Consider the following 23,089-nt stretch of genomic DNA (forward strand, 5'->3'; position numbering starts at 1 on the left):
AATTGAGTGATCGGGCACATTCAATGGGGTTCTCAAACCCCAAACATCAGGTTTGAGAACCTGAATTCACGCTTTGTGCCTTCGGTTTCTCAAAACCGAAAGAGCAGGGCTGAGAAATGGTTTCTCCAAGTCTTGAAACAAATATATATATCATGCCAATTACCGGAATTTTAACAATTATATAGATAACCATTAACCAAGACATGAATAGATATAAGTTAGCAGTAATAACCCTTTTACCACTTGTTGCAGCGACAATAAATTGCCAAGCGCAGAAAGGAAGAGACGTAAGCTTTACTAAACAGACACTTACTAAGATGTTCTTTTCCGAGGGCGTGGCCGTGGGTGATGTCAATCATGACGGCAAAAAGGATGTAATGGCGGGTGCATTTTGGTTTCAGGCTCCCAACTGGGAACGCCACGAAATAGCCAAAGGAGATACATTTACCGTCAACGGCGGCTACAGTAATTCTTTTCTGAATTTCAGCATGGACGTTAACCAGGACGGATGGATAGATCTGATACGGGTAGATTATCCGGGCATCCCTGTGGTGTGGCACGAAAATCCTCAAAACAAACCCGGACATTGGAAACTACACACGATCAGTAAATCCTTAGGAAATGAATCTCCTTATTTTGGTGATATTGACGGAGATGGTCGTCCCGATATTGTGGGCAACGATTCTGAGTCCAAGCAGATCATTTGGTTAAAATCACCAACCAAAAAAGGGGATACAGAATGGCAGAAAACCGTGATCGCAGAAGGCGACATTCCCGGTACGCACCGGTTTACGCACGGACTCGGTTTAGTGGATATGAATGACGATGGCCGATTGGACGTACTTATCAAAGAAGGCTGGTGGGAAGCTCCCGTGGATCGCAAGCAACCGAATTGGGCGTTTCACAAAGCAAATTTAGGGGAAGATTGCTCTCAAATGTACCTGATGGACGTTAACCAAGACGGCTTAAAAGACGTGATAAGCGCTTCAGCCCACAGCTATGGTATGTGGTGGCATGAGCAGGGCAAAGACGCACAGGGCAATCCAACATGGACAAAACACGATATTTACAAAGTATTTTCTCAAACACACGGAGTAAGTTTAATTGACGTAAATGGCGACGGGCAGAAGGATCTGGTGACGGGCAAACGCTATTTTGCCCACAATGGCCACGATCCCGGAGAATTTGAGCCGGCGGTTTTGTACTGGTTTGAATTCAAACCCGGCCCAACGCCCACTTGGACGCCCCATGAAATTGATAACAACTCAGGTGTAGGCCTTCACGTTGTGACTGAAGATATGAATAATGACAAAATTCCTGACATTGTTGTTGCCAATAAAAAAGGGGTTTACGTGTTCCTTCAACAGAAAAAGTAATTGTTGAGTACTCATTAAATTTCTTTAACAGGTGTCCACAGGACAGCATTTTAGCAGGGAATAACGTAAGTTTGTACTATGAAAGTCGGATTATTTATTCCCTGCTATGTAGACCAGTTTTACCCGCAAGTGGGTATCGCTACGCTTCAATTATTAGAGAAGTTTGGCTGTGAAGTTTCATATCCTGCCAAACAAACGTGCTGTGGTCAACCGATGGCCAACTCAGGGTATGCACACCTGACACACGATTGTGATCGGCTGTTTATCAATAACTTCGCCGAGTTTGACTACATTGTTTCTCCCTCCGGAAGTTGCGTATTGCACATCAAAGATCACCTGCACGACGACAAAAGAGAAGGAGAAGCTACACACGTTCGTACCCATATTTATGAGCTTACGGAGTTTTTGACGGATATCTTAAAGGTCGAAGATTTAGAAGCTCATTTTCCGCATCGTGTAGGAATACACCAAAGTTGCCACGGGCAGCGCGGACTCCATGTAGCGCAAATGTCGGAACTGGTGGCACCGCCTTTTTCCAAGCCTGAAAAATTATTGAATATGGTCACCGGGTTGAATTTGGTAAAACTCGACCGGGTAGACGAATGCTGTGGTTTTGGGGGTACTTTTTGCGTAGCCGAGGAAGCCGTTTCGGTACGAATGGGCATTGACCGCGTAGATGATCATGTCAAAAACGGTACTGAAATCCTGACCGGGGGCGATATGTCGTGCCTGATGCACTTGGAGGGAGTCATTCGTCGTCGGCAATTGCCGATCAAAGTAATGCACATTGCAGAAATTTTGAATTCGAAATGAAACAAGCTGTTCCGGATTTGCAATCAGGAACAAAACTGAAGCGAATTTGCAATTCGAGGGAAACCTTATAGGTTTTATTCTTTTAATGAATTACGCTATTTTGTTACAAACCTATAAGGTTTTGGTACCAACAAATCTGAATGAAAATGTTTAATGTCCGGGTTGTTGAAAGTGGTATCGGATTCTCAAATCCGATACAGTCTGAAATGAAAATGTTTGATGTCCGGGTTGCAGACAATCCGTAACACTTGAAAATAAAAATGAACCACGCTGACGCTGCCGAAAAATTCAATAAAGATTTTGACCGTACCACTTGGCACGACGAAACATTGTGGTGGGTGCGTCAAAAACGCGACCGCGCGGCATTTGCCATTCCCGAATGGGAAAAATTGCGCGAGACCGCTTCTCAGATCAAGCACAATGTATTGTCTGAACTGGACAATTATCTAATTGAATTTGAGAAAAATGCGCAAAAAAACGGCATCACCGTACATTGGGCCGCCGACGCGCACGACCATAACGAAATTGTGTTGTCGATCCTGAAAAGTCAGGGCGTAACCCAGATCGTAAAGAGCAAATCAATGCTGACGGAAGAATGTCACCTTAATCCGTATTTAACCGAAAACGGCGTGGAAGTGATTGATACTGACTTGGGAGAACGCATTGTGCAGTTGGCCAATGAACCGCCGAGTCACATTGTGTTGCCCTGTATTCACTGGAAAAAAGAAGAGATAGGAGTACTGTTTCATGAACATTTAGGAACGCCCGAAGGCTGTGCCGATCCGGTATTACTGACGCATGCCGCTCGCGAAAACCTCCGCGAAAAGTTTCTGACGCGCCGCGTGGCGATCACAGGAGTGAACTTTGCCGTGGCCGAAACGGGCGAATTTGTGGTCTGTACCAATGAAGGAAACGCCGACATGGGCGCTCATTTGGCCGATGTGCATATTGCCTGCATGGGCATTGAAAAGATCATTCCTAAGCGCGAACATCTGGGTGTTTTTCTGCGCCTGTTGGCACGCTCGGCAACGGGGCAACCCATCACAACCTATTCGAGCCATTTTGCCAAACCACGTGAAGGACAACAAATGCACATTGTGTTGGTGGACAACGGTCGTTCGGTTCAACTGGGGCGTGAACAATTCCGCAATTCGCTCAAATGCATTCGTTGCGGAGCCTGTATGAATACCTGCCCTGTGTATCGTCGCAGCGGCGGCCATAGTTATCATAATGCGGTAGCAGGTCCAATTGGGTCGATTTTGGCACCTAATCTGGATATGACCAAGAATGCCGATCTGCCTTTTGCCAGTACGCTCTGTGGGAGTTGTTCCAACGTTTGCCCCGTTAAGATCAACATTCACGAGCAGTTATACGATTGGCGGCAGGTACTTACTAAAAGTGGGCATTCTCCTACGGCCAAGACCATCAGTATGAAAGCAATGTCGGCGGTATTGTCAAACCCAACGGTATATCGTTTGTCAGGGAAAATCGGTCGTTTTACGTTGGCCAATGCGCCTTTTGTGGTGAATAACTCATTGAATCCTTGGTTCAAACAACGCGAAATGCCCGAGCCGCCCAAAGAGTCGTTTGGCGAATGGTATAAGAAAAACAGAAATTAACGTAGGGGCAAGCCTTGCGTTTGCCCGGTGATGTAGAAGAATACAAAGACACAAACGCTAAAATTTTCTGTTATTTCAGCTGCTTCAGGCATGACAAAATCTATATAAAAATGAGTCGTGAAAAAATATTGGCAGCCGTTGCCAAAAACAAGCCCGCTTTAACGCCTTTGCCCGAAATTCAAAATTTTGGTAATCCATACACTGATTTGGCCGCACAATTCAAATCCGTTCTGACTACGATTGGTGGTGAAGTAATTTATGTTAAGGATTGGGAAGAGATCAAAACTTACCTGCAAACGCATTTTTCAGGAAGACGCATTATCACAAACTTGCCTCTTTTAGCCGACATCGCTCAGGAAAGTTGGCTGAATTCTGACCCGCATTCATTGGAAGATGTGGGTTTGGCTATTTTGCAGGGACAGTTTGCCGTAGCGGAAAACGGTTCGGTTTGGGTAACCGAGACGGAAATGGGACAACGTGTAACGCCTTTTATTGCCGAAACGTTGGCATTGATTGTCAAAAAGTCGGAAATTCTTCCCAAAATGCACGACGCTTATACCCGCATTGGCGGCGACCGGTACGGGTTTGGGGCCTTCATTGCAGGTCCGTCCAAAACCGCTGACATTGAGCAATCGTTAGTTTTAGGCGCACACGGCCCTAAATCTATGGTGGCGTTTATACTGGATTAGATTTCTAATAATATATGCTTGGGCGCAAAGAGATTATATTTCTTTGCGCCTTTTTGTATACATCATGTTATTTCTCTCGTAGTTTGCAAATCTTAAACAAAAATTCTGCTTCTTTTCTATATGCGTTTTCTCAAAATACTTCTGAAAGTTCTCGGCGGCTTAGTGTTGCTGATCGTTGTTATATTGGCCTGTATGTTGACGACCGTCGACGATACGCCTTACCAAGAAATGGCCTATTATAAGGAATGGAAGAGCCAAATCAAGGCATTGTCCATTCCCGGTTCGCAAGTGCCACAAGCGCCCATTGATAATGAACAGTCTCCGCAGGCACCTCCAAGAGAAATAAGCCGTTTTCCGCTGAATGTAGGTTGGGCAAAAGTGAATTTTACGCCCAGATCACCAACACCAACGGCAGGTTATGGCGTACGAAAAGGAGCGTTGTATAAATCGGTGCATGATTCTATTTACGTTCGTGCCGTGGTCATTGAAAATGGGACCGCCAAAGCGGCCATTGTAGCCGCTGATTTACTGATCATTCCGCCGGCGGTAACGGAACAGTTGAAAACCAAACTCAAAGCAACAGGCATTCCGTTTGAACAGGTTTATTTAGGCGCAACACATTCACACAACAGCATGGGTGGATGGAGCGAAGGAATTGTAGGGAAATTGTTTGGGGGAGAATTTAACGAAGCAAATGTTACGTGGATTGCCGATGCCATTGTGAAAGCGGTACAACTTGCGCAGAGAAATGTAAAGCCGGCCGCTATCGCCTACCATGAAATAGCCGATACTGCGCGGGTTCGTAACCGTGCGTTTGATGACGGAACGATTGACCCTTATCTGCGCACGCTACAATTTGTCCGAGAAGACGGCCAAAAAGCACTCTTATGCTCTTACGCGGCGCATTCGACCATTACAAGTTCAGACAATATTGTGCTATCCCGCGATTACCCGGGGGTTTTGGTGGATTCTTTAGAACACGGTGAAGCCAACTTTGCGCTGTTTATGTCGGGAGCGGTGGGAAGCATGGGGCCCAAAATTGAAGCCGAAACGGACCTGATGCAGGTAGTTGCTGAAGCTGATAGCTTGGAGTCGGATGTACAAAAGCAGCTTAAAATGATGCAGACCTTTCAAAATCCGGCCTTTCAAATGGTGACATTGCCTTTGCCGTTACGCCATCCTGTTCCGAGAATTTCTACCGGCTTGAGTATGCGCCCTTGGGTATTTCGTTGGGCGTTTGGTGATTATCCGAATTACGTCAAAGCGATGCGTATTGGAAATGTATTGATGGTTGGTTTTCCGTGCGACTTTTCGGGAGAATTGGTCGCCGAAATGAGTGCTTATGCCGAGAAAAAAGGACTTAAATTGATGGTCACGAGTTTCAACGGAGGGTACATTGGCTATGTGACTCCCGATAAATATTACGGAAAAGACGGTTACGAAACCATGACCATGAATTGGTTCGGGCCTTACAACGGAGCTTATTTTCAGGAAATTGCCCGTGATTTGATTGATAAGATGTCATAATAGGCAGAATAAAGTGCCTGATTTTCTGTTATATTTGTTAAAATTGGATAAACATGGAAACGTTACTCATAGAAATTCGTAACCCTAAAGGCTTAAATTTAATTCGAGACCTTGAGGAAATGGATATCATTAGGATAGTGAAAAGGGAAGGCAAGCCTCAACCACAAACAGCACAAAAGCTTTCTGAAAGATTTGCCGGTAAATTACCTCAGGAAGAAGGGGAAGCATTGCAAAAATATATTAACGAAAGCCGTAATGAATGGGAACGGACTATTTGATTGATAGTAATGCGGTTACCGATTACCTGATGGGGAAATTGCCACGTGCCGGGAAAGAATTTATGGATTTAGTAATAAATGAAATACCTAACATTTCGGTGATTACCAGAATTGAGGTACTTAGTTTTATAACACCAAATTCAGAACTCATTAAAGACTTTGTGAGAGAATGTAGTATTTATGATTTGGAAGAATTAATAATAATTCAGACTATCGCGTTACGTCGTCAAAGGAAAATCAAAATCCCCGACGCAATCATTGCCGCTACAGCTTTAGTCAATGATTTAACATTGATCACTCATAATACTTCTGATTTTGAGGGAATTCCCAATTTAAAATTATTGGATGCTCATTCTCTTTAATTAAAAAGGCTTGGAAAGTTTTTAAAACTTTCCAAGCCTTTTTTGCTCTCGGTTACTTCTGTGGTCTTTTATAGCGAATGGGCGCTTCCGGCTCGGGTTTGAGCGTTACACTTTGCGTTTTCAATAATTCCAACGCTACCTGCACCGATTTTTCCAATTGAGGATCTTCGCCTTTGGCCAATTTTGCAGGTTCTTGAATTACTTCTACATCGGGGGCGATGCCATCGCCTTCTACCGACCATTTTCCATCAAGATCGAAAAAGCCGCCGCGTGGTGCTACCATGCGTCCACCGTCAATAAACGGCGGGGTATCCCACGTTCCGACCAATCCTCCCCAAGTACGCGCCCCTACGAGTGGCCCTACTTTGGCTTGCCGGAATAAGTACGGCATGAGGTCACCGCCTGAACCTGCCATTTCGTTGACGATCATTACTTTAGGTCCCCAAAGTCCCGCCATAGGAGTTGTAAAAGGCCTGTGGTCGTTGGCGCGACTGTTGAAATATCCCTGTAATTTTCTGGCTAAAACATCCACAATATAATCGGCAGCCGAACCGCCGCCGTTGTTACGCTCGTCGATGACGGCCCCTTTTTTATCCTGTTGGGCAAAATAATAGCGGTTGAAATATTCGTAGCCTGCATTGCTCGTATTGGGAATCCACACATACGCCAACTGACCGTTAGAAAGTTGCGACACTTTACGGCGATTTCCTTCCACCCACGCTCGTGTGCGAAGCTGCCCTTCGTTGGCAACCGGTACAACCGTTACAGATTTGGCAGTTTTGAGGTCAGGCATGGCATTAACGCGGATTTTGATCTGACGGTTAGCGGTGCCTTCCAGTAAGTTATAAATATCCACGTCGGCGGTAAGAGGCATTCCGTTGATTTCCAGTAAATAATCTCCTTCCTTGACATCAATGCCCGGACCGGAGAGCGGGGCGCGCAGTTCAGGATTCCAACTTTCGCCCGTAAAAATGGTTTTAATGCGATAAAATCCGTTTTCGATGGAAAAATCGGCACCCAAAAGCCCCGCAGGATTTATATTATCCAGCGTTGGAAAATCCCCTCCGGAGGTAAAAGAGTGGCCTACGGCTACTTCTCCCCCCAAAATATCTACGATATAATTAAGGTCAGTGCGGTGGCGAACGTGGTCGATCCAAGGCGAATACCATTGATACACGTCGTTCCAAGGAGCACCATGCACATTATTGACATACAGGAAGTCCCGCTGATAGCGCCAACCTTCACGGAAGATCTGTTTGTATTCGGCTTTGGGGTCGATCTGAATTTTCATTCCCGCCAAATTCAGCCTTCCATCGCCCGGCTTGGGTGGATTGGCGGTTGCAACAATTCCCCAAGCGCCGTCGCCGCGATACAATAAATTTTTGCGGTCGTGGGACGTAACTGCGGACTGGATTCCCTTTAAAAAGTCTTCATTTTTCTGGTCTTTCAGGGTGTATTTATGAAGCGTAAGGCCCGGTTGGTCAGGAATACTTTCGAAGAAGAAAAGCGAACCTTCGGGCCCTTCAATGATTTCTTCGTAACCTTTCACCGCTACTTTGGGCAGGGCCAAAATCCGTTGGTCAATATCTTCCAAATCAATTTTTACGACTACTCCTTTTTTAGCTTCCGGTTTTTCTTTCTCCTCTTTTTTAGGCTCTTCTTTGCCTTTTTTCTCTACTTTTTTTGCTTTATCATCCACCGGTTCTTCCTTCTTTTCTGCTTTTTCTATGGGTTCTTCATCGCTTTTGGGCAGAAACGGAGACGGTTCACCTTTTGCTAAAACAATCATGTATACGCCGCGCGTAACGGGCATTTGGTACGAACTCATATCAAGCCAACCCGTGTTGAGGGCATAATTGGTACTGGCCAAAAAATACAAATACTTGCCCGAGGCATCCCACACCGGCGAAAGCGCATCCGACATACCATCGGTCAATTGATGCGTTTTGCCCGTTTCCATGTTATACACTTTAATGGCTTTGTGTTGATTGTCTAAAATACGGGCGTACGCGATCCACTTACTGTCCGGTGACCAAACAGGATTAAGGCTTCGGTTGGGGTGAGCAAATCGCTCTGTATCAATCTTTTTGGGTTGCCCGCCTTCGGCATCGATCACCCATAAATTGTAATCGGTATCGGTGTAAGAAATGTATTTACTATCAGGCGACCATTGAGGTTTAAAATAAAAAGTAGGGCTTGGCAGTGCAACGGCGCGCGGTTTTTCCAACCCTTCCTGATCCGAGATCATCAATTGGTATTCGCCGCTTGCGTCCGAGAACCAGGCGATCTTTTGTCCATTGGGCGACCATGCCGGTGCGCGGTCAGCCACGCCCGAACTGTGGCTGATATTGCGCCAATCACCATTTTCCTTAGGAACGGTAAAAATATCCCCTCGGTATTCAAAAAGCGCTCTTTTGCCCGTAGGAGAAAGGGAAGCATTCACCAAGGCCATCGGGCGTACATCCTGCCAGCGTGGTATTGACCATGTAAAATCGCCCTGTACATTGATAATCAGTTGTTTGGCTTGGCCGGTTTGTGGGTCGAGCAGGTGTAAATAACCGCCCTGTTCGTATACAATGCGGTCGTTGGAAGCATCCAGGCTTTTTACGTCAAAATCTTTGTGAAAGGTAATTTGTTTCAACTCGCTGTTCTTGGGATTGAATGACCAAACGTTGTTGGCGTAGTCGCGCTCGGAAAGAAAATACACCACGTCTTTGTACCAAACAGGATCGGTATGACGCTCGCGGTCGGTTTGCGGGGTGGTTTTGAGCGTGAGTGTTTTGGTGTCTACGATCCAAATGGGTTGGGCCTGACCGCCTCGGTAATTGCGCCATTCGGCATCCCAAAAACCCACCCGTTGATAGGCTATCATTTGCCCGTCAGGGGAGATCTCGCCCGCATGTGCCTGCGGTACAGACAATTCTTCGGGAAATCCACCTGTTAATTTTACCTTGAAAAATTTGGAAAGAGCGGTTGGATTACCTTTGCGCCCCGAACGAAAAACGATGCTTTGCCCGTCCGGTGTCCAGCCCTGTACGGCATCTTCGCCGGGATGCCATGTGAGGCGTTTGGGCTCTCCGCCCGAAGCGGGAATAACGTAGACGTCGGTGTTGCCGCCGTACTGTCCCGAAAAGGCAATTTGACTCCCATCGGGAGAAAAATGAGGCAAAGATTCGGTTCCTTCGTGTGTGGTAAGACGTTGAGCATTGCCGCCGTCGCGGCCTACAAGCCACAGATCATCGGCGTATACAAATACAATGGCGCGGTCGCTGACCGTAGGTTGGCGCAACAAACGAGTGCCTTGGGCAAGTGTCCGGGTAACGTTACTCCCAAGACCGAGCACTAAGGCTAAAAAGGGTAAAAATCGCATGATGAAGAGTCAATTTAGTTATGCTGAAAATTAAGCATATTTGTAATGCTCCCCAAATATTTTCACCCTTTACGAAGAAGAAGGTCAGTTATAGTCCTTCAACAATTTACAGAGCTGTTCTTCAATGGGAGAAAGTGCATCAATGCCTAAAGGATTTTCAGCGCATACATCCACATCTTCCATGTATTTAAACAATTTATGCTCTTCATACGCCCGAATAAGCGCGGGATGTACGTAGTATTTTTTGCAGACTGTCACGGTGTTACCCAATCGTTTTGCGACTGCTTCCAAGCATTGCCTGATGTTTTGTTTTGCCTCGGTTTGGGTTTCGAAATCACCCGTTTTTTTGAATTCACAGAAAGCCGTCAACGAACCGATCCACGTCCTGAAATCTTTGGCTGTAAAACCATCGCCTACGGTTTCGTGCAGATACGTGTTAACGTCAGTGGATGTAATGCAATGGGCGTTCTTTTCTTCGTCGTAATACTGAAAAAGTTCTTTGCCCGGAATGTCTTTGCAACGTTGGACCAGACGTGCCAAACGACTGTTTCGAATCGGGATACGGTGATAAATGCCCTTTTTTCCTTTAAATGAAAACGTTACTTTTGAGGCACTTGCTTCGATGTTATCGTCTTCCAACGTAGTAAGGCCAAAACTGCCGTACATGCGTTTATACGCTTCATTGCCCACACGGATGCCGGTAAGTTCTATGATTCGAACCGCCAGGGCCACTACTTTATGGTACGTTAATTTATTGGCGGCCATGTCATTTTCCAGTCGCTCTCTCAATACCGGCAATTGATTGGCAAAGCGTTCAATACGGTGGTATTTAGTAGTGCTGCGCACCTGACTCCAATCGGCATGGTAGCGGTATTGTTTGCGCCCTTTGCCATCGGTGCCCGTTGCCTGCAAATGCCCTTTTTCATCGGCACAGATCCACACATTTGTCCAAGCGGGAGGAATGCCCAACGACTTTATCCGACGCAATGCATTTTTGTCCTTGCACAGGTTGCCGTCAGGAGCGTAATAGCTGAATGCTTTGCCCGAACGCTTGCGCGTGTAGCCCGGAGATGTGTCAGAAACATAGACTAATCCTACTGACTTCGCGGAAGCCTGTGGATTTTTATTGAGTTTTTCAAAATGCTTTTTCGAATGTCGAACGGGCAATGAAATGGGTTGAGTCGTAGCCATAATGCCGAGTTGTTTAATTATGTATTAATGATTGTTCCGCCATTGACGTGAATTACCTGCCCTGTAATGTAGGATGAATCTTCACATGCTAAGAATACATACGCGGGGGCCAATTCGCAGGGCTGTCCCGGACGTTCCATGGGCGTATCTTTTCCAAATCCTTTTACTTTTTCAGGGTCGCGCCCTGATACTACAAGGGGCGTCCAAATAGGGCCGGGTGCTACACCATTCACGCGAATGCCTTTGCTTGCCAAATTGCTTGATAATGAACGGGTAAACGAAACAATAGCGCCTTTGGTAGCGGCGTAATCCATCAGCGATTCGCTTCCGCGATAGGCCACAATAGAGGCAGTATTGATGATGGAAGCGCCTTCTTTCAAGTGTTTTAAGGCTGCCTGCGTGACATGAAAGAAAGAGAAAACATTGACCTCAAAGGTTTCGGTCAACTGCTTTTCCGATATATCCTCCAATTCTTTGGTTTCGTAGTGAATGCCGGCATTGTTGACCACTATGTCCAATTGCCCAAATTCCTTAACGGTCAGTTCCACCACTATTTTGCAAAAGGCAGAGTCTTTCAGATCACCGATCAAGATCAGGCATTCCTGCCCTTCCTCCTCGACCATTTGGCGCGTGTCTTCGGCATCTTTTTTCTCTCTATCGGTACAAACAATCGCCACATTTGCCCCTTCGCGTGCAAAATGAACTGCCACTGCCCGGCCAATGCCGCTGTCGCCACCGGTGATCAGTGCCACTTTGTCTTTCAACTTATCGGCTCCTTTGTAGTTGGGTCGAATCGTAATGGGTTCCGGATTGTGCATTTTATATTCCAGCCCGGGCTGCACGGATTGAGATTGCTCAGGAATATTTTTAGGGAATTTCATGGTGTTAACAGACATTGAAAAATTTTACGAACTAATCTGTTCATAAAATTCTCAGGCCAATGCCTAAGCACGCAGTGTTGGGGAATTTTTTCCCTAAACCGTAAAACCAAATCGTAGGGGCAGGCCTCGCGTCTGCCCGGTGTCTCAGACAAAGTAAATTTTGGAATATAAGCGTTGAGTTAGTTTTGGAGCGCGCCGGGCAGACGCGAGGCCTGCCCCTACGGTTTCAAATCAACAAATACCGATTTTCCCAACGGCACCACTTCGTGATGATACACTTTTAAAAGTTGGCTTGCGGCTTGGAGGTAAATTTTGTAGTGACTTCCTTCAAAAACCACACGTTTTACAATGGCTTCCACTCCATAAATGGTGGGAGATAAGGAAAGAAGGCATTTTTCGGGACGAACCGCAATACGCCCATCGGGAAGTTTAGAACAGGAATTGGTATAATTCTTGAAAAAATCAGCCTCCAACAGATTTACTTCCCCCGTTAATTCGGCCACGTAAGCGTCGGCAGGAGAGGTGTAAATGACTTCGGGTGTGCCAATTTGAATCAGTTGCCCTTCTTTTAAAATACCCATTCGGGTGGAAAGACTCAGTGCATCGTTGGCATCGTGGGTAACGAAAATGCAGGCGATGCCGGTTTGTTCGGCCAATTCGCGAATAGTCTCGGTAAGGCGGTGGCGGTTAGGCAGATCTAAATGGGCAAAAGGCTCATCCAACAACAACACTTTGGCTTCTTCGGCCAAGGCGCGGGCGATGGCTGTACGTTGTTTTTCGCCGCCGGAAAGCAATTTGGCCGGATGCTCGGCGACGGCTTCCAGTTGACAAAGTTGGAGAAGTTCGTTTACTCGTTCGTCGCGGTAGGCTTTTTCGTAATAGCGTAGGGCATAATTTATGTTTTCCCGCACCGTTAAAGGGGCCGATAAATTATAATCCTGATGCACAATTTTGATGTCGGGATGTCCGGGAATAAGTTGGTCGCTGGCAGGACGTAATTTTTGGCCTTCGAGCCATACATTACCTTTATCGGCGTCCAATAATCCTGCGGCGATGCGGAGCAATGTGCTTTTTCCGGAACCGCTTTCCCCCAATAAACCAAAGATTTCGCCCTCAGAAAGCCCAAAGTTAATGTTTTTGATAACCCATTGATGATGGTATATTTTTGAAACGGAATTGAGTTGAAAAAAAGACATTGTTAGCAAAACTATCGGTTACCTCTCTAAAATTTCGGTTTTTATCGCTCAAAAGTACAACAAACTATTTGGTATAAAGTTTCTTGGCTAACTTGCCCTGTCAATGGTGCGGAAAGAAAAGGTAAAGGTTGGAAATAAATTTTTTTCTCCTGATTTTTAACTGATTTCCCGGCACATAGGACTGAACACTAAAAACCAAACTTTATGATTCGTCAACTACTCTATGGAGGAGTACTGGCATTTGTATGCGTTGCACAGACGTTGGAAGCGCAAACGACATACAATAGCCACGCACAACTCTCCACCAGACTTAAAAATCTCTCCACAAAGTACAGTGCATTGGCTTCGGTAAGCTCGGTCGGCAAAAGCTCGGGCGGCCGCGACCTGTGGTTGCTTACCTTAGGAAAAGGGGATGCCACCAAAAAACCGGCCATTCTTGTTGTAGCCGGACTGGACGGTACGCATTTGGCAGGCAGTGAATTGGCCATCCAAACGGCTGAAAAAATACTCGGAGCCGCCAATGCCGACAGCGTTGCTAAATTGTTGGATACCAAAACGTTTTATTTCTTACCAAGCATGAATCCTGACGCACAGGAACAATTCTCGGCCAAGCTGAAGTATGAGCGTTTGACCAACGATGCCAAAACCGACGACGACCGCGACGGACGTGTTGATGAAGACCCATTTGAGGACCTTAACGGCGATGGAGTGGTAACGTGGATACGTGTGGAAGATCCTGCGGGAACGTATGTAACAAGCAAAGACGATGCGCGCATTTTAGTCAAAGCTGATCCTGCCAAGGGTGAAAGCGGTAAATATGCAGTATATACAGAAGGCATCGACAATGATAAAGACGGCGCTTATAATGAAGATGGAATCGGTGGTGTAAATCCTGAGAAAAACTTTACCTTCGATTATCAGATATTTACAACAGGTGCAGGTGAGTACGCGGCCGAAGCCCCCGAAGTACGTGCCTTATTGGACTTTTTATATCGGGCACCTAACATTTTTGCCGTACTTACTTTCGGCCCCAACAATAACCTAAGTGAAGCCCCGCGTTTTGATGCATCAAGAGTAGCCCGTCGGATTTTGTCAGGACCGCTTGCGAAAGATGCCAAGGCCATGGATCAGGTATCAAAATTATACAATGGACGTACAGGGTTGAAAGATGCCCCGACGATGCCACAAACGCGTGCCAATTTCTCTCAAACGGCCTATTATCACGCTGGGCGTTACAGTTTTACCACTCCCGGTTGGTGGGCACCTAAAGTAGAAGCTCCCAGAGATACTACCAGAAGAGGTGCTGCTGCTCCTGCCAATCCTTCACCAAATGCTCCTGCAACAACCCCAAATGCTCCTGCCGGTGGCGGTGGGCGCATGGGTGGTATGATGGGCGGCGGTGGTGCCGCCGCAGCAGCGGCAAGTGCTGCTAATGCCGGCGAAGAGGATGCGCGTTTTCTGAAATGGGCCGACAAAGAAAAACTAACAGGTGTCTATGTAGATTGGAAAACGGTTCAACATCCTGATTTCCCCGGTCAAAAAGTGGAAGTGGGAGGCATTGTTCCTTTCTCAAAATTGAACCCTCCGGTGTCATATCTGGCATCTGCTGCCGATAAACATGTGAAATTTCTGACAGGGTTAGGCGCTCAAATGCCCGAAATTCAATTGGTGAATGTAAAGACCGAGTCATTAGGCAACAACCTGACGCGTGTGACGGCCACTGTGATCAACAAAGGCTTATTGCCAACATACGCTGAGATCGGTGACCGTGTTCGCTTTGTTCAGAAAGTTAAAACAGAACTTAAATTAGGAGCAGGTCAAGCCATTGTGTCGGGCAGACGCCTGAATCTGCGCTCAGCGCTTGCTTCTGATGAATCGGAAGAATACACATGGTTGGTGTCAGGAACCGGTAAATTGACCATTGAAGCGGGATGCCCTACGGCAGGTGTAAAATCGACGGAAGTTACGTTGAAGTAGCTGCCGTAAAAGGGACTGAAGTCTAATCTCAAATGTTAAGAAATTTACAAGATGAAAAATAGCATAAAACTATTCATTATAGCCCTTTTCTGCGCTGCTTTGGGGCAAGGGGCGCTGGCTCAATCTGCCGATCCGGACCTTAACGGTATGCGGGCAATCGGTACGCCTGCCAATCCAAAAGTAAAATGGGGTTGGAATTATTACATGGATTACGCAGGATTCAATAAACTGATGCAGGAATTGGCCAAAGCCTATCCGGATTTGGTTAAATACGAATCTATCGGAAAGTCTTTCCAAGGTCGTGAAATGTATGTAATGACCATTACTGATTTTAAAAGCGGTAAACCTGAACACAAACCTGCATTTTGGATCGACGGAAACATCCACGCCAATGAGTTGCAGGGAACACAGTTTGCCATGTATACGGCATGGTATTTGGCCGAAAGTTTCGGCAAAATGGATTTTGTGACCGATATGTTGAAAGGACGTACGTTCTACATCATCCCGTCACTCAACCCTGATGCGCACGAAAACTTTATTCATAAATCAAACACAACCAGCTCGTCACGCTCAGGAATGATGCCGTTGGACGATGACGGTGATGGCTTGGTAGATGAAGATACCTACGATGATCTGGATGGCGATGGCAACATCGTGACCATGCGCCGCAAGTCGCCTACGGGTCGATATAAAGTTGATCCTGACTTTCCGGGACGCATGATCTTGGCCAAACCGGACGAGCAGGGAGAATACGAAATGCTTGGTTTTGAAGGAATTGACAACGATGGTGACGGCCGTGTGAACGAAGATAACCCGGGCTCTTATGACCCTAACCGCGACTGGGGTTGGGGATGGCAACCGGACTACATTCAGGGAGGAGCCCTTTTCTATCCGGGTACATTGCCTGAAACACAAAATGTAAAAAAATTCTTTTATTCGCATCCAAACATTGCCGGTGCCCAAAGCTATCACAACTCCGGTGGGATGTTTTTGCGTCCTCCCGGTGCAGAAGAAGACGCCATATATGTGCCGCAATCGGATATTTCTGTGTATGATGTTATTGGAAAAACGGGTGAAAAAATGATCCCGGGCTATAAATATTATGTTCTTTGGAAAGACCTTTATACGGTGTATGGCGGCGAAATAGACTGGATCGGCTTGGGACGCGGCGTATTTATGTTTTCTAATGAAATCAATACGTCTTGGCGGATGTTCAACAAAAACTCAACCGAAAACCGCAATCAAAACACAGAATACGAAGAATTTGATAAGTTTTTGTTATTGGGTGACGGTTATGTAAAATGGAAACCCATTAAGCACCCGCAATACGGTGATATTGAGATCGGCGGCACCAAACGCAATTATGTCCGTAACACGCCGGGCTTTTTGTTGGAAGAAGAAGGTCACCGCAACATGGCTTTCACAATGCTGCACGCCTACCATATGCCTAAGTTGGAAATCATTGACATTAAATCCAAAACTTTGGCCAACGGTTTGACGGAAGTTACGGCCATAGTCCAAAATCAACGCGCTATTCCGACCCACTCGGCGCATGATCTGCGATTTAAAATCGAACGCCCTGATTATATTACGCTCAAAAATGCCCAAGTATTGGCAGGAATGGTCGTTGAGAATGAAGATCTGGGAATCACCAGAGAACAGAAGTTCAACCCACAAACCATTGAAGTAGCCAACATTCCCGGAACTGTCGGTGGTGGTGGTTTTGGTGGTGGCGGCGGTTTTGGCGGTTTCGGCGGCGGCGGTGGGAATGCCGTGAAAGTACGCTGGATCGTCAAAGGCAAAGCCGATAAATGGACAGTAGAAGTTGACAGCCGCAAAGGTGGCGTCATTTCCAAAACCCAGTAGCGAACCGTAGGGGCAGGCCTTGCGTCTGCCCGAAAACGGCGATAGGGCAGACGCAAGGCCTGCCCCTACAGGTTGATATTAATTCTGCATTTATATGAATGATAAATTGGTTGGCCTTTGGGCCAGCCAATTTTTTTTGCGCAATTTTTTTACGTTCTTCGTTTAACCTAACTTTTGCCCACTTCATGAAACATCTTTTTACGATAGCTTCTTTTACATTCTTCACAACGACGGCGGTTTTTGCTCAGGAATTTGATGTGCTTGTACGCGGAGGTAAGATTGTGGACGGTACCGGAAATGCTTGGTTTTACGGAGATGTTGGTATTAAAAATGGGAGAATTGCGCGGATAGGCCAGTTGTCGACCACTACTGCCAAGACAATATTGGATGCCAAAGGCTTGATCGTCTGCCCCGGATTCATTGACGTGCATACCCATATCGAAGAAGATGAATTTAAACTCCCTACCGCCGATAACTTCATTTACGATGGTGTCACAACGGTTGTGACGGGTAACTGCGGTTTGTCCAATGTTGACCTAGGATTGTATTTCAGACAATTGGACAGTGTAAAAACGTCCGTTAACGTCGCTTCAATGATTGGTCATAATGACGTTAGAAAAGCAGTAATGGGAACCGTCAATCGATCTTCCACGTCGGAAGAGCAGCAACGCATGGAAGCAATCGTTGAAAAAGCCATGAAAGATGGTGCGGTTGGTTTGGCTACAGGTTTGATCTACGTGCCCGGAACATACTCCAAAACCGAAGAAATAGTCGGTTTGGCCAAAGTAGCGGCTCGCTACGGAGGTGTGTATGCTTCGCATATCCGGTATGAAGGTGATGAGGTGTTGACAGCCATTGAAGAAGCCGTAGCTATTGGTCGTCAAGCTACCATTCCTGTACAGATCTCACACTTTAAAGTAAGCGGCCAAAATAACTGGGGGCGCTCAAAGGAAACGATTGCAGCCGTCGAAAACGCCCGACGGGAAGGAATAGATGTGACCATTGACCAATATCCTTACACCGCCAGCAGCACGGGGTTGAATACGCTGTTGCCAAGTTGGTCGTTGGCAGGCGGATTGGACTCCATTAAAGCGCGTGTCAATGATCCTGCAACGCGTCAGCGCATGATCAAAGACATGGTGGCGACCCTTAAACGACGTAAGCAAAACCATTTCACTTACGCAGTAGTGGCGTATTACGATGCCGATACGACATTGAACGGAAAGAATATCGAAGAGATCAACCTTTTAAAAGGGCGCAAACATAAAGCAACGGCAGAAGCCGAAACTATCGTGGAAATGGCCCTGAAAGGCGGGGCAAGCATGGTATTTCACGGCATGGGTGATTGGGATGTGGAAAATATCATGCGTTATCCGCAAAATATGTTTGCCTCCGATGCTTCCATTCGTGTCTATAATTTTGGCGTACCGCATCCGCGCGGTTATGGCACCAACGCACGTGTATTGGGATACTATGTACGACAAAAGAAAATCATTCCGTTGGAAGAAGCTATTCGTCGCATGACGTCGTTGCCCGCCCAAAAATTCAAACTTACGGGGCGTGGTATACTTCAACCCAACATGGTTGCCGACGTGCTCGTTTTTGACGAAGCTACCATCATCGATGCTTCTACTTACGACCGGCCGCATCAATATTCACGCGGCATGAAATACGTCATTGTAAACGGTGAGTTGGTTGTAGATAATGAAAAACACACCGGGCGGCGGAGTGGAAAGGTGTTGCGAAAGGGGGAATAGATTTGGGAAATTCTAAGAAACTCAGATTAGTGATAAGACAGCATTTCAAAAAGTTATTAAGGGGAAAAGAATAAAAGTATATTTGTATTAGGAAATACAATTGAAAATAATGAATACTGCCCAAATTTTATATGAGCAATATAAAATATTGCCCAAGAAAGTGAAAAATGAACTTAAGGCTTTGATTAACAGCGAGAATGAGGATGTCTTGGACGATATTTCGCTTCCTGCTATTCGGAAGGGTTTAAAAGAAATAAAAAAGCTTAAAGCAGGTAATGCTGCCACAACTAACGCCCGTGAATTTTTAGCTGATTTGAAAAAAGAACTTGCTCAATGACGCAGGTAGAACTTTTTGAAGACTTCAAACGTGACTTTAAACGTCTTGCAAAGAAGTTTCGTACATTGACGGAAGAACTTGAAGAATTGATTGCAGAATTGGAAACAAATCCGGGAAAAGGTACTGACTTAGGAAGTGGATTGCATAAAATTCGTTTACGAAGCAAAAGTAAAGGGGGAGGTAAAAGTGGTGGTTTTAGGGTTATTACCTATTACATTGAAAAAAAGACAGATATCGAAATTGTGTATTTGATTTCTATCTACGATAAATCTGAATTTAGTACGATTGAAAAAAATGAATTGATGAAAATTATTAAAGATGCTCTGGAATAAATTCATCTTCCTACACTTCTACCCAAGCACTTGCCCGAAATCCCGGATCTTCCCCATATCCATAATACCACAATTGATTTGTGATCAGTTTTGTACAGCCAACCTCCATGTTGGGCGTGTTGGAATAACGATGTATGTAAATTCAATGATCGGGTTGTTTTTGTAGAATAAAAGCGTCGAAATGGCAGGGAAAGCCTTGTATCTCCGGCCAAAATAAACACTTCCTGTAGGCTCAGATAGAGAATTGGACCCATACTCGGCATTTTGTGCGAATTCTAAATGCAGGTCTGAGCAATACTGAATTTTGATTCTGTTACCATTAACTAAATTGTACTAGGTAAGGTATTGGAAAATTAGCAACTTCGCTCCATCAACCACTGTTCCCGGTCAATTTTTTATGGCATTTCGTGTTGCTTTTTTTTTGTTGCTTTCTACAGTTAGCGTTGGATTGGTGGCTCAAAACCGCCTGGTTGATAGCCTACGGTACTGGTTAGATACGCATCCTGTAAAAGACAGCGCACGAGTTGTTACGCTTCATCGTCTGGCTTATAGACTCTCCGAAATAGATCAAACCACCGCTTGGCGTTATGCCAATGAGGCCAATCAATTAGCTAAAAAGCTAAATAATAAAGTCAATTTGGGGCAAAGTTTCATCAATTACGCCATTTTGGAGTCGTTGGAGGGAAATTATGCCAAAGGTCAGGAATATTATCTGACGGCATTAAAGCTTTTTGAGCAATCGGGGTGGGAGCGTGGCAGAGCGATCTGCCTCAATAATATTGCCGAGAATTACAAAAGCATGAATCAACTTGACAAAGCAGTGGACTATACATTTCGTGCTTTGGAGCTGAATAAAAAAACGGATCAAAAACGGGGAATGGCGGTTAATCACGAGCAGATCGGAGATTTATACCGTCGCATGGGCCGCTATGAAGAGTCGCTCAAGTATTTGGAAAAAGGCCTTAGATTGGCCAAACAAGCCGATCAAAATTATCAGATATTACCCCAGATTTTATTAGGAATTGCCCGAAATTACAATGATCGCCGGGAATTTTCGCTCGCATTGGGGTATCTTGGGCAAGCTACGGTACAAAGTCAACAATATGGAGAGAAATTGCTTCAAATCCAGTGCTATGAAGAAACAGCCAAAACATTTCGCCTGCAACAGAATATCGACAGTGCTAAGGTTTACTTCCAAAAAGCACTTGATACAGCAACACAGTTTGGCTCTATTGTTGAAATAGCGCATATTAATCAGGAAATGGCGCAACTGTCAGAGATACAGGGAAATTATAGAGAAGCACTTGATTATTTTCAAACATACAAAACACTGAATGATTCGATAGAACGAAAGAAAAATGTGGTACGTGCAGAATTGGTTGAGCTGAAATATGCCGCATTTGAAAAAGACAGAGAAAATCAACGACTCAAGCAAATAAAGGCAGAGCAGGAGGGCGAGCTGCGCAGCCAGACCTACTGGATCATTTTGTTGGCGACAGTTATTGTCATTTTGGTTGGCGTATTAAGTTATGCTTTTTACCGAAATCGTCTGAAACAAATTCGTGATGCCCAAAAAACGCAGGCAGAAACGATCAGACAATTGCAGCTATCAGACAGAATTCGCAGTCAGATTGCGCGTGATCTGCACGATGATTTGGGCGCTACACTAAGCGGTGTTGCGATGCTGAGTCAGGCGGCCAAACGACAATTGAAAGGGAAAGATGAGCAATTAAAGGAATTATTGGACTTGATAAGCATTAATTCGCAGCGAACGGTGAGTACAATTCGGGATATTATCTGGACCACCCGCCCTATGAACGACAGCTTGGAAAGTATTACGACTAAAATGAATATTTTTGCGTCAGAAATGCTTGACCCTAAACGTATTAAGTACGAATTTTGTGTTGCGGAAGACCTGAAAGGGTATAAATTGCCTTCCAATCAACAGTATAATTTTTACCTGATCTTCAAAGAAGCCATTAACAATGCGGCTAAATATGCGCAGGCGAGCCATGTTTGGATCAATATCTTTAACAAAAATCAACAACTGCATTTAAGCATCAAAGACAATGGTGTGGGCTTTGATAAGGACTTGGTGAAAGGGAGCGGAAACGGCCTGTTCAACATGGAAAAACGGGTCGAAGAACTCGACGGAAGTTTAACCGTTCAGTCGGCTCCGAATAATGGAACTACCATCGAACTGGTACTTCCCCTCGCTACGCCGCTGTTGCCGATTTATCCTATTTATTGAAAGGTTGCTCATTGACCCAATGAAATCCACGATGAATAAGCTGAAATTTCTTATGCATTTTTTGAAGTTCAAGATATAAAGAATCATTGTTCCATTTGCCGCTTAAAATCAACGTGTTAGAGTCGGGTTGAACGTAAGTGAACGGGTGTTTTTTGTCGTTCGATAACCACTCACTTAGCACAATGCTTTTCTTTTTTTCGTTTCGTTCAAAGCCAATACGTTGTTGCATTCCGTATTGATTCGTAATGGCAATGATGTCAGTAGCGCCGCGCCGGTCTACAAACATACGTTCCCAACGTAGTGTGTCAGTAAGGGGAACATCCAGTTGATTACGCTTAAATTGTTTGACCTGATAAGGGCCGTAAAAAGCGGATTGGGGGCTTTTCTGGTATTTTAATGAATTAATACCCTGTAAAATAAGAACAGTACCAATACCACCGATAATTAATGTTTTAAGAACAATACGCGACCATTTGAACCATTTTTTTTGAGAATAAAGCGGATATGTTCGAGCAGGTACGGGGCGATTTAGGAAAAATAGGTTCATCAAGCGTTTTAAGTCCGCTGCCGCTAAATAGAATGCCATGGATAAAAGCAGCGAAGAGAAAATTTTGACAGGAACATCGTAGAAAAAGTTAAGCAAAACTACGTTGCTCATTACACCGATCAAAACAAGGCTTCCAATCAAAGTAGTACGGCGGAAAAAGAGAAGAAATCCACCAACAACCTCGCCTAAACCCGTGAAGAATTGATAGCCTTTGGAGAAGGCCATAAATGTCCAAAGCAGCCCCATGGGGCTCATATCGCCGAATTGTTCATATAACCGATACGAGGTTACGGTGCCGAATTGAGAGAAAAATACTTTGGCAAAACCATACGAAAGCATCGTAATGCCCAGATAAAAACGTACTATTACGCTAAACCAGTAGTTTAATTTATTGTAATTGGTTTTTTTGGAGTCTATTGCGGTCCATACGGCAGTTCCGAAAAAAGATAAGCAGGTTATCAGAAATAATTGAATCCAGTTCCACGTAGTATCGCCGCTGCCGTTGGGCCGAACAGAAATTTCGGGTATATCAAAAAAAGTGTTGCCCGCCCAATTGATGGGCCATGTCCAGGCATCGTTATAAAAACCATTGTCGAGCAAATAACCGAGCGGAAAGGGGAAAATCTGAAGTACGAAAAACAGAAAAAAGAATCGGAAGCTGATTTTTTCAATAAATGTCCATTTTACAGAAGGTGTGAGCACTTGTTCCATTGAGGATAA

18 protein-coding genes are annotated in these 23,089 nt (G+C 45.2%); 13 read left to right on the top strand and 5 right to left on the bottom strand.

Annotation, left to right across the window (positions count from 1 at the left end):
- Nucleotides 1-317 precede the first annotated feature (317 nt).
- The 7 genes from ACQY73_RS27410 (at nucleotide 318) to ACQY73_RS27440 (ending at nucleotide 6,664) form a co-directional block, all read left to right on the top strand.
- The gene (locus tag ACQY73_RS27410; protein ID WP_428657325.1) at nucleotides 318-1,376 is read left to right on the top strand and encodes an FG-GAP repeat domain-containing protein; all 1,059 of its coding nucleotides are present in this window, start codon (nucleotides 318-320) and stop codon (nucleotides 1,374-1,376) included.
- Between the two features lie 78 nt (nucleotides 1,377-1,454).
- A complete protein-coding gene (locus tag ACQY73_RS27415; RefSeq protein ID WP_428657327.1) occupies nucleotides 1,455-2,189 on the top strand; it encodes a (Fe-S)-binding protein in 735 nt (244 codons plus the stop codon).
- 260 nt (nucleotides 2,190-2,449) lie between these two features.
- On the top strand, nucleotides 2,450-3,808 hold the full coding sequence (locus ACQY73_RS27420; protein WP_428657329.1) for a lactate utilization protein B: 1,359 nt from the start codon (nucleotides 2,450-2,452) through the stop codon (nucleotides 3,806-3,808).
- A 110-nt stretch (nucleotides 3,809-3,918) separates the two neighbouring features.
- On the top strand, nucleotides 3,919-4,497 hold the full coding sequence (locus tag ACQY73_RS27425) for a LutC/YkgG family protein (protein ID WP_428657331.1): 579 nt from the start codon (nucleotides 3,919-3,921) through the stop codon (nucleotides 4,495-4,497).
- A 120-nt stretch (nucleotides 4,498-4,617) separates the two neighbouring features.
- Nucleotides 4,618-6,024, top strand: coding sequence for a neutral/alkaline non-lysosomal ceramidase N-terminal domain-containing protein (locus ACQY73_RS27430; RefSeq protein WP_428657333.1), 1,407 nt, complete (start codon nucleotides 4,618-4,620; stop codon nucleotides 6,022-6,024).
- A gap of 53 nt (nucleotides 6,025-6,077) precedes the next feature.
- Nucleotides 6,078-6,302 (top strand): hypothetical protein, encoded by a 225-nt coding sequence (locus ACQY73_RS27435; protein WP_428657335.1) that lies wholly within the window; start codon nucleotides 6,078-6,080, stop codon nucleotides 6,300-6,302.
- Nucleotides 6,284-6,664 carry a type II toxin-antitoxin system VapC family toxin gene (locus ACQY73_RS27440; protein WP_428657337.1) on the top strand — a complete coding sequence of 127 codons (381 nt, stop codon included), beginning with the start codon at nucleotides 6,284-6,286 and terminating at the stop codon, nucleotides 6,662-6,664. The genes ACQY73_RS27435 and ACQY73_RS27440 overlap by 19 nt, the downstream gene beginning before the upstream one ends.
- Before the next feature lie 52 nt (nucleotides 6,665-6,716).
- Here the strand turns inward: ACQY73_RS27440 and ACQY73_RS27445 are convergent, their stop codons facing one another.
- The 4 genes from ACQY73_RS27445 to ACQY73_RS27460 all read right to left on the bottom strand — a co-directional run bounded on the left by ACQY73_RS27445 (nucleotide 6,717) and on the right by ACQY73_RS27460 (nucleotide 13,302).
- The gene (locus ACQY73_RS27445) at nucleotides 6,717-10,034 is read right to left on the bottom strand and encodes a S41 family peptidase (protein ID WP_428657339.1); all 3,318 of its coding nucleotides are present in this window, start codon (nucleotides 10,032-10,034) and stop codon (nucleotides 6,717-6,719) included.
- 84 nt (nucleotides 10,035-10,118) lie between these two features.
- Nucleotides 10,119-11,225, bottom strand: coding sequence for a DNA topoisomerase IB (locus ACQY73_RS27450; protein ID WP_428657341.1), 1,107 nt, complete (start codon nucleotides 11,223-11,225; stop codon nucleotides 10,119-10,121).
- A gap of 17 nt (nucleotides 11,226-11,242) precedes the next feature.
- Entirely contained in the window at nucleotides 11,243-12,106 is an 864-nt protein-coding gene (locus tag ACQY73_RS27455; protein ID WP_428657343.1) for an SDR family oxidoreductase, read from the bottom strand.
- A 218-nt stretch (nucleotides 12,107-12,324) separates the two neighbouring features.
- A complete protein-coding gene (locus tag ACQY73_RS27460) occupies nucleotides 12,325-13,302 on the bottom strand; it encodes an ABC transporter ATP-binding protein (protein WP_428657345.1) in 978 nt (325 codons plus the stop codon).
- A gap of 204 nt (nucleotides 13,303-13,506) precedes the next feature.
- Here ACQY73_RS27460 and ACQY73_RS27465 point away from each other — a divergent pair, with 204 nt between their 5' ends.
- From ACQY73_RS27465 to ACQY73_RS27490, 6 genes are all read left to right on the top strand, one after another.
- The gene (locus tag ACQY73_RS27465) at nucleotides 13,507-15,279 is read left to right on the top strand and encodes a M14 family metallopeptidase (RefSeq protein ID WP_428657347.1); all 1,773 of its coding nucleotides are present in this window, start codon (nucleotides 13,507-13,509) and stop codon (nucleotides 15,277-15,279) included.
- A gap of 51 nt (nucleotides 15,280-15,330) precedes the next feature.
- Complete coding sequence (locus ACQY73_RS27470; protein WP_428657349.1) at nucleotides 15,331-17,145, top strand: M14 family metallopeptidase; 1,815 nt, start codon at nucleotides 15,331-15,333, stop codon at nucleotides 17,143-17,145.
- Between the two features lie 185 nt (nucleotides 17,146-17,330).
- The gene (locus tag ACQY73_RS27475) at nucleotides 17,331-18,902 is read left to right on the top strand and encodes an N-acyl-D-amino-acid deacylase family protein (RefSeq protein ID WP_428657351.1); all 1,572 of its coding nucleotides are present in this window, start codon (nucleotides 17,331-17,333) and stop codon (nucleotides 18,900-18,902) included.
- A gap of 109 nt (nucleotides 18,903-19,011) precedes the next feature.
- Nucleotides 19,012-19,239, top strand: coding sequence for a hypothetical protein (locus ACQY73_RS27480; RefSeq protein WP_428657353.1), 228 nt, complete (start codon nucleotides 19,012-19,014; stop codon nucleotides 19,237-19,239).
- On the top strand, nucleotides 19,236-19,571 hold the full coding sequence (locus ACQY73_RS27485; RefSeq protein ID WP_428657355.1) for a type II toxin-antitoxin system RelE/ParE family toxin: 336 nt from the start codon (nucleotides 19,236-19,238) through the stop codon (nucleotides 19,569-19,571). Before ACQY73_RS27480 ends, ACQY73_RS27485 begins: the two co-directional genes overlap by 4 nt.
- A 397-nt stretch (nucleotides 19,572-19,968) precedes the next feature.
- Nucleotides 19,969-21,822 carry a tetratricopeptide repeat-containing sensor histidine kinase gene (locus ACQY73_RS27490; RefSeq protein WP_428657357.1) on the top strand — a complete coding sequence of 618 codons (1,854 nt, stop codon included), beginning with the start codon at nucleotides 19,969-19,971 and terminating at the stop codon, nucleotides 21,820-21,822.
- Here the strand turns inward: ACQY73_RS27490 and ACQY73_RS27495 are convergent.
- Nucleotides 21,812-23,080, bottom strand: a complete 1,269-nt coding sequence (locus ACQY73_RS27495) for a DoxX family protein (protein ID WP_428657359.1) — start codon at nucleotides 23,078-23,080, stop codon at nucleotides 21,812-21,814. The two genes, ACQY73_RS27490 and ACQY73_RS27495, sit on opposite strands and share 11 nt — an antisense overlap.
- Nucleotides 23,081-23,089: the final 9 nt, after the last annotated feature.

The organism is Runella sp., from assembly GCF_965279615.1.
Taxonomy (GTDB): Bacteria; Bacteroidota; Bacteroidia; order Cytophagales; family Spirosomataceae; genus Runella.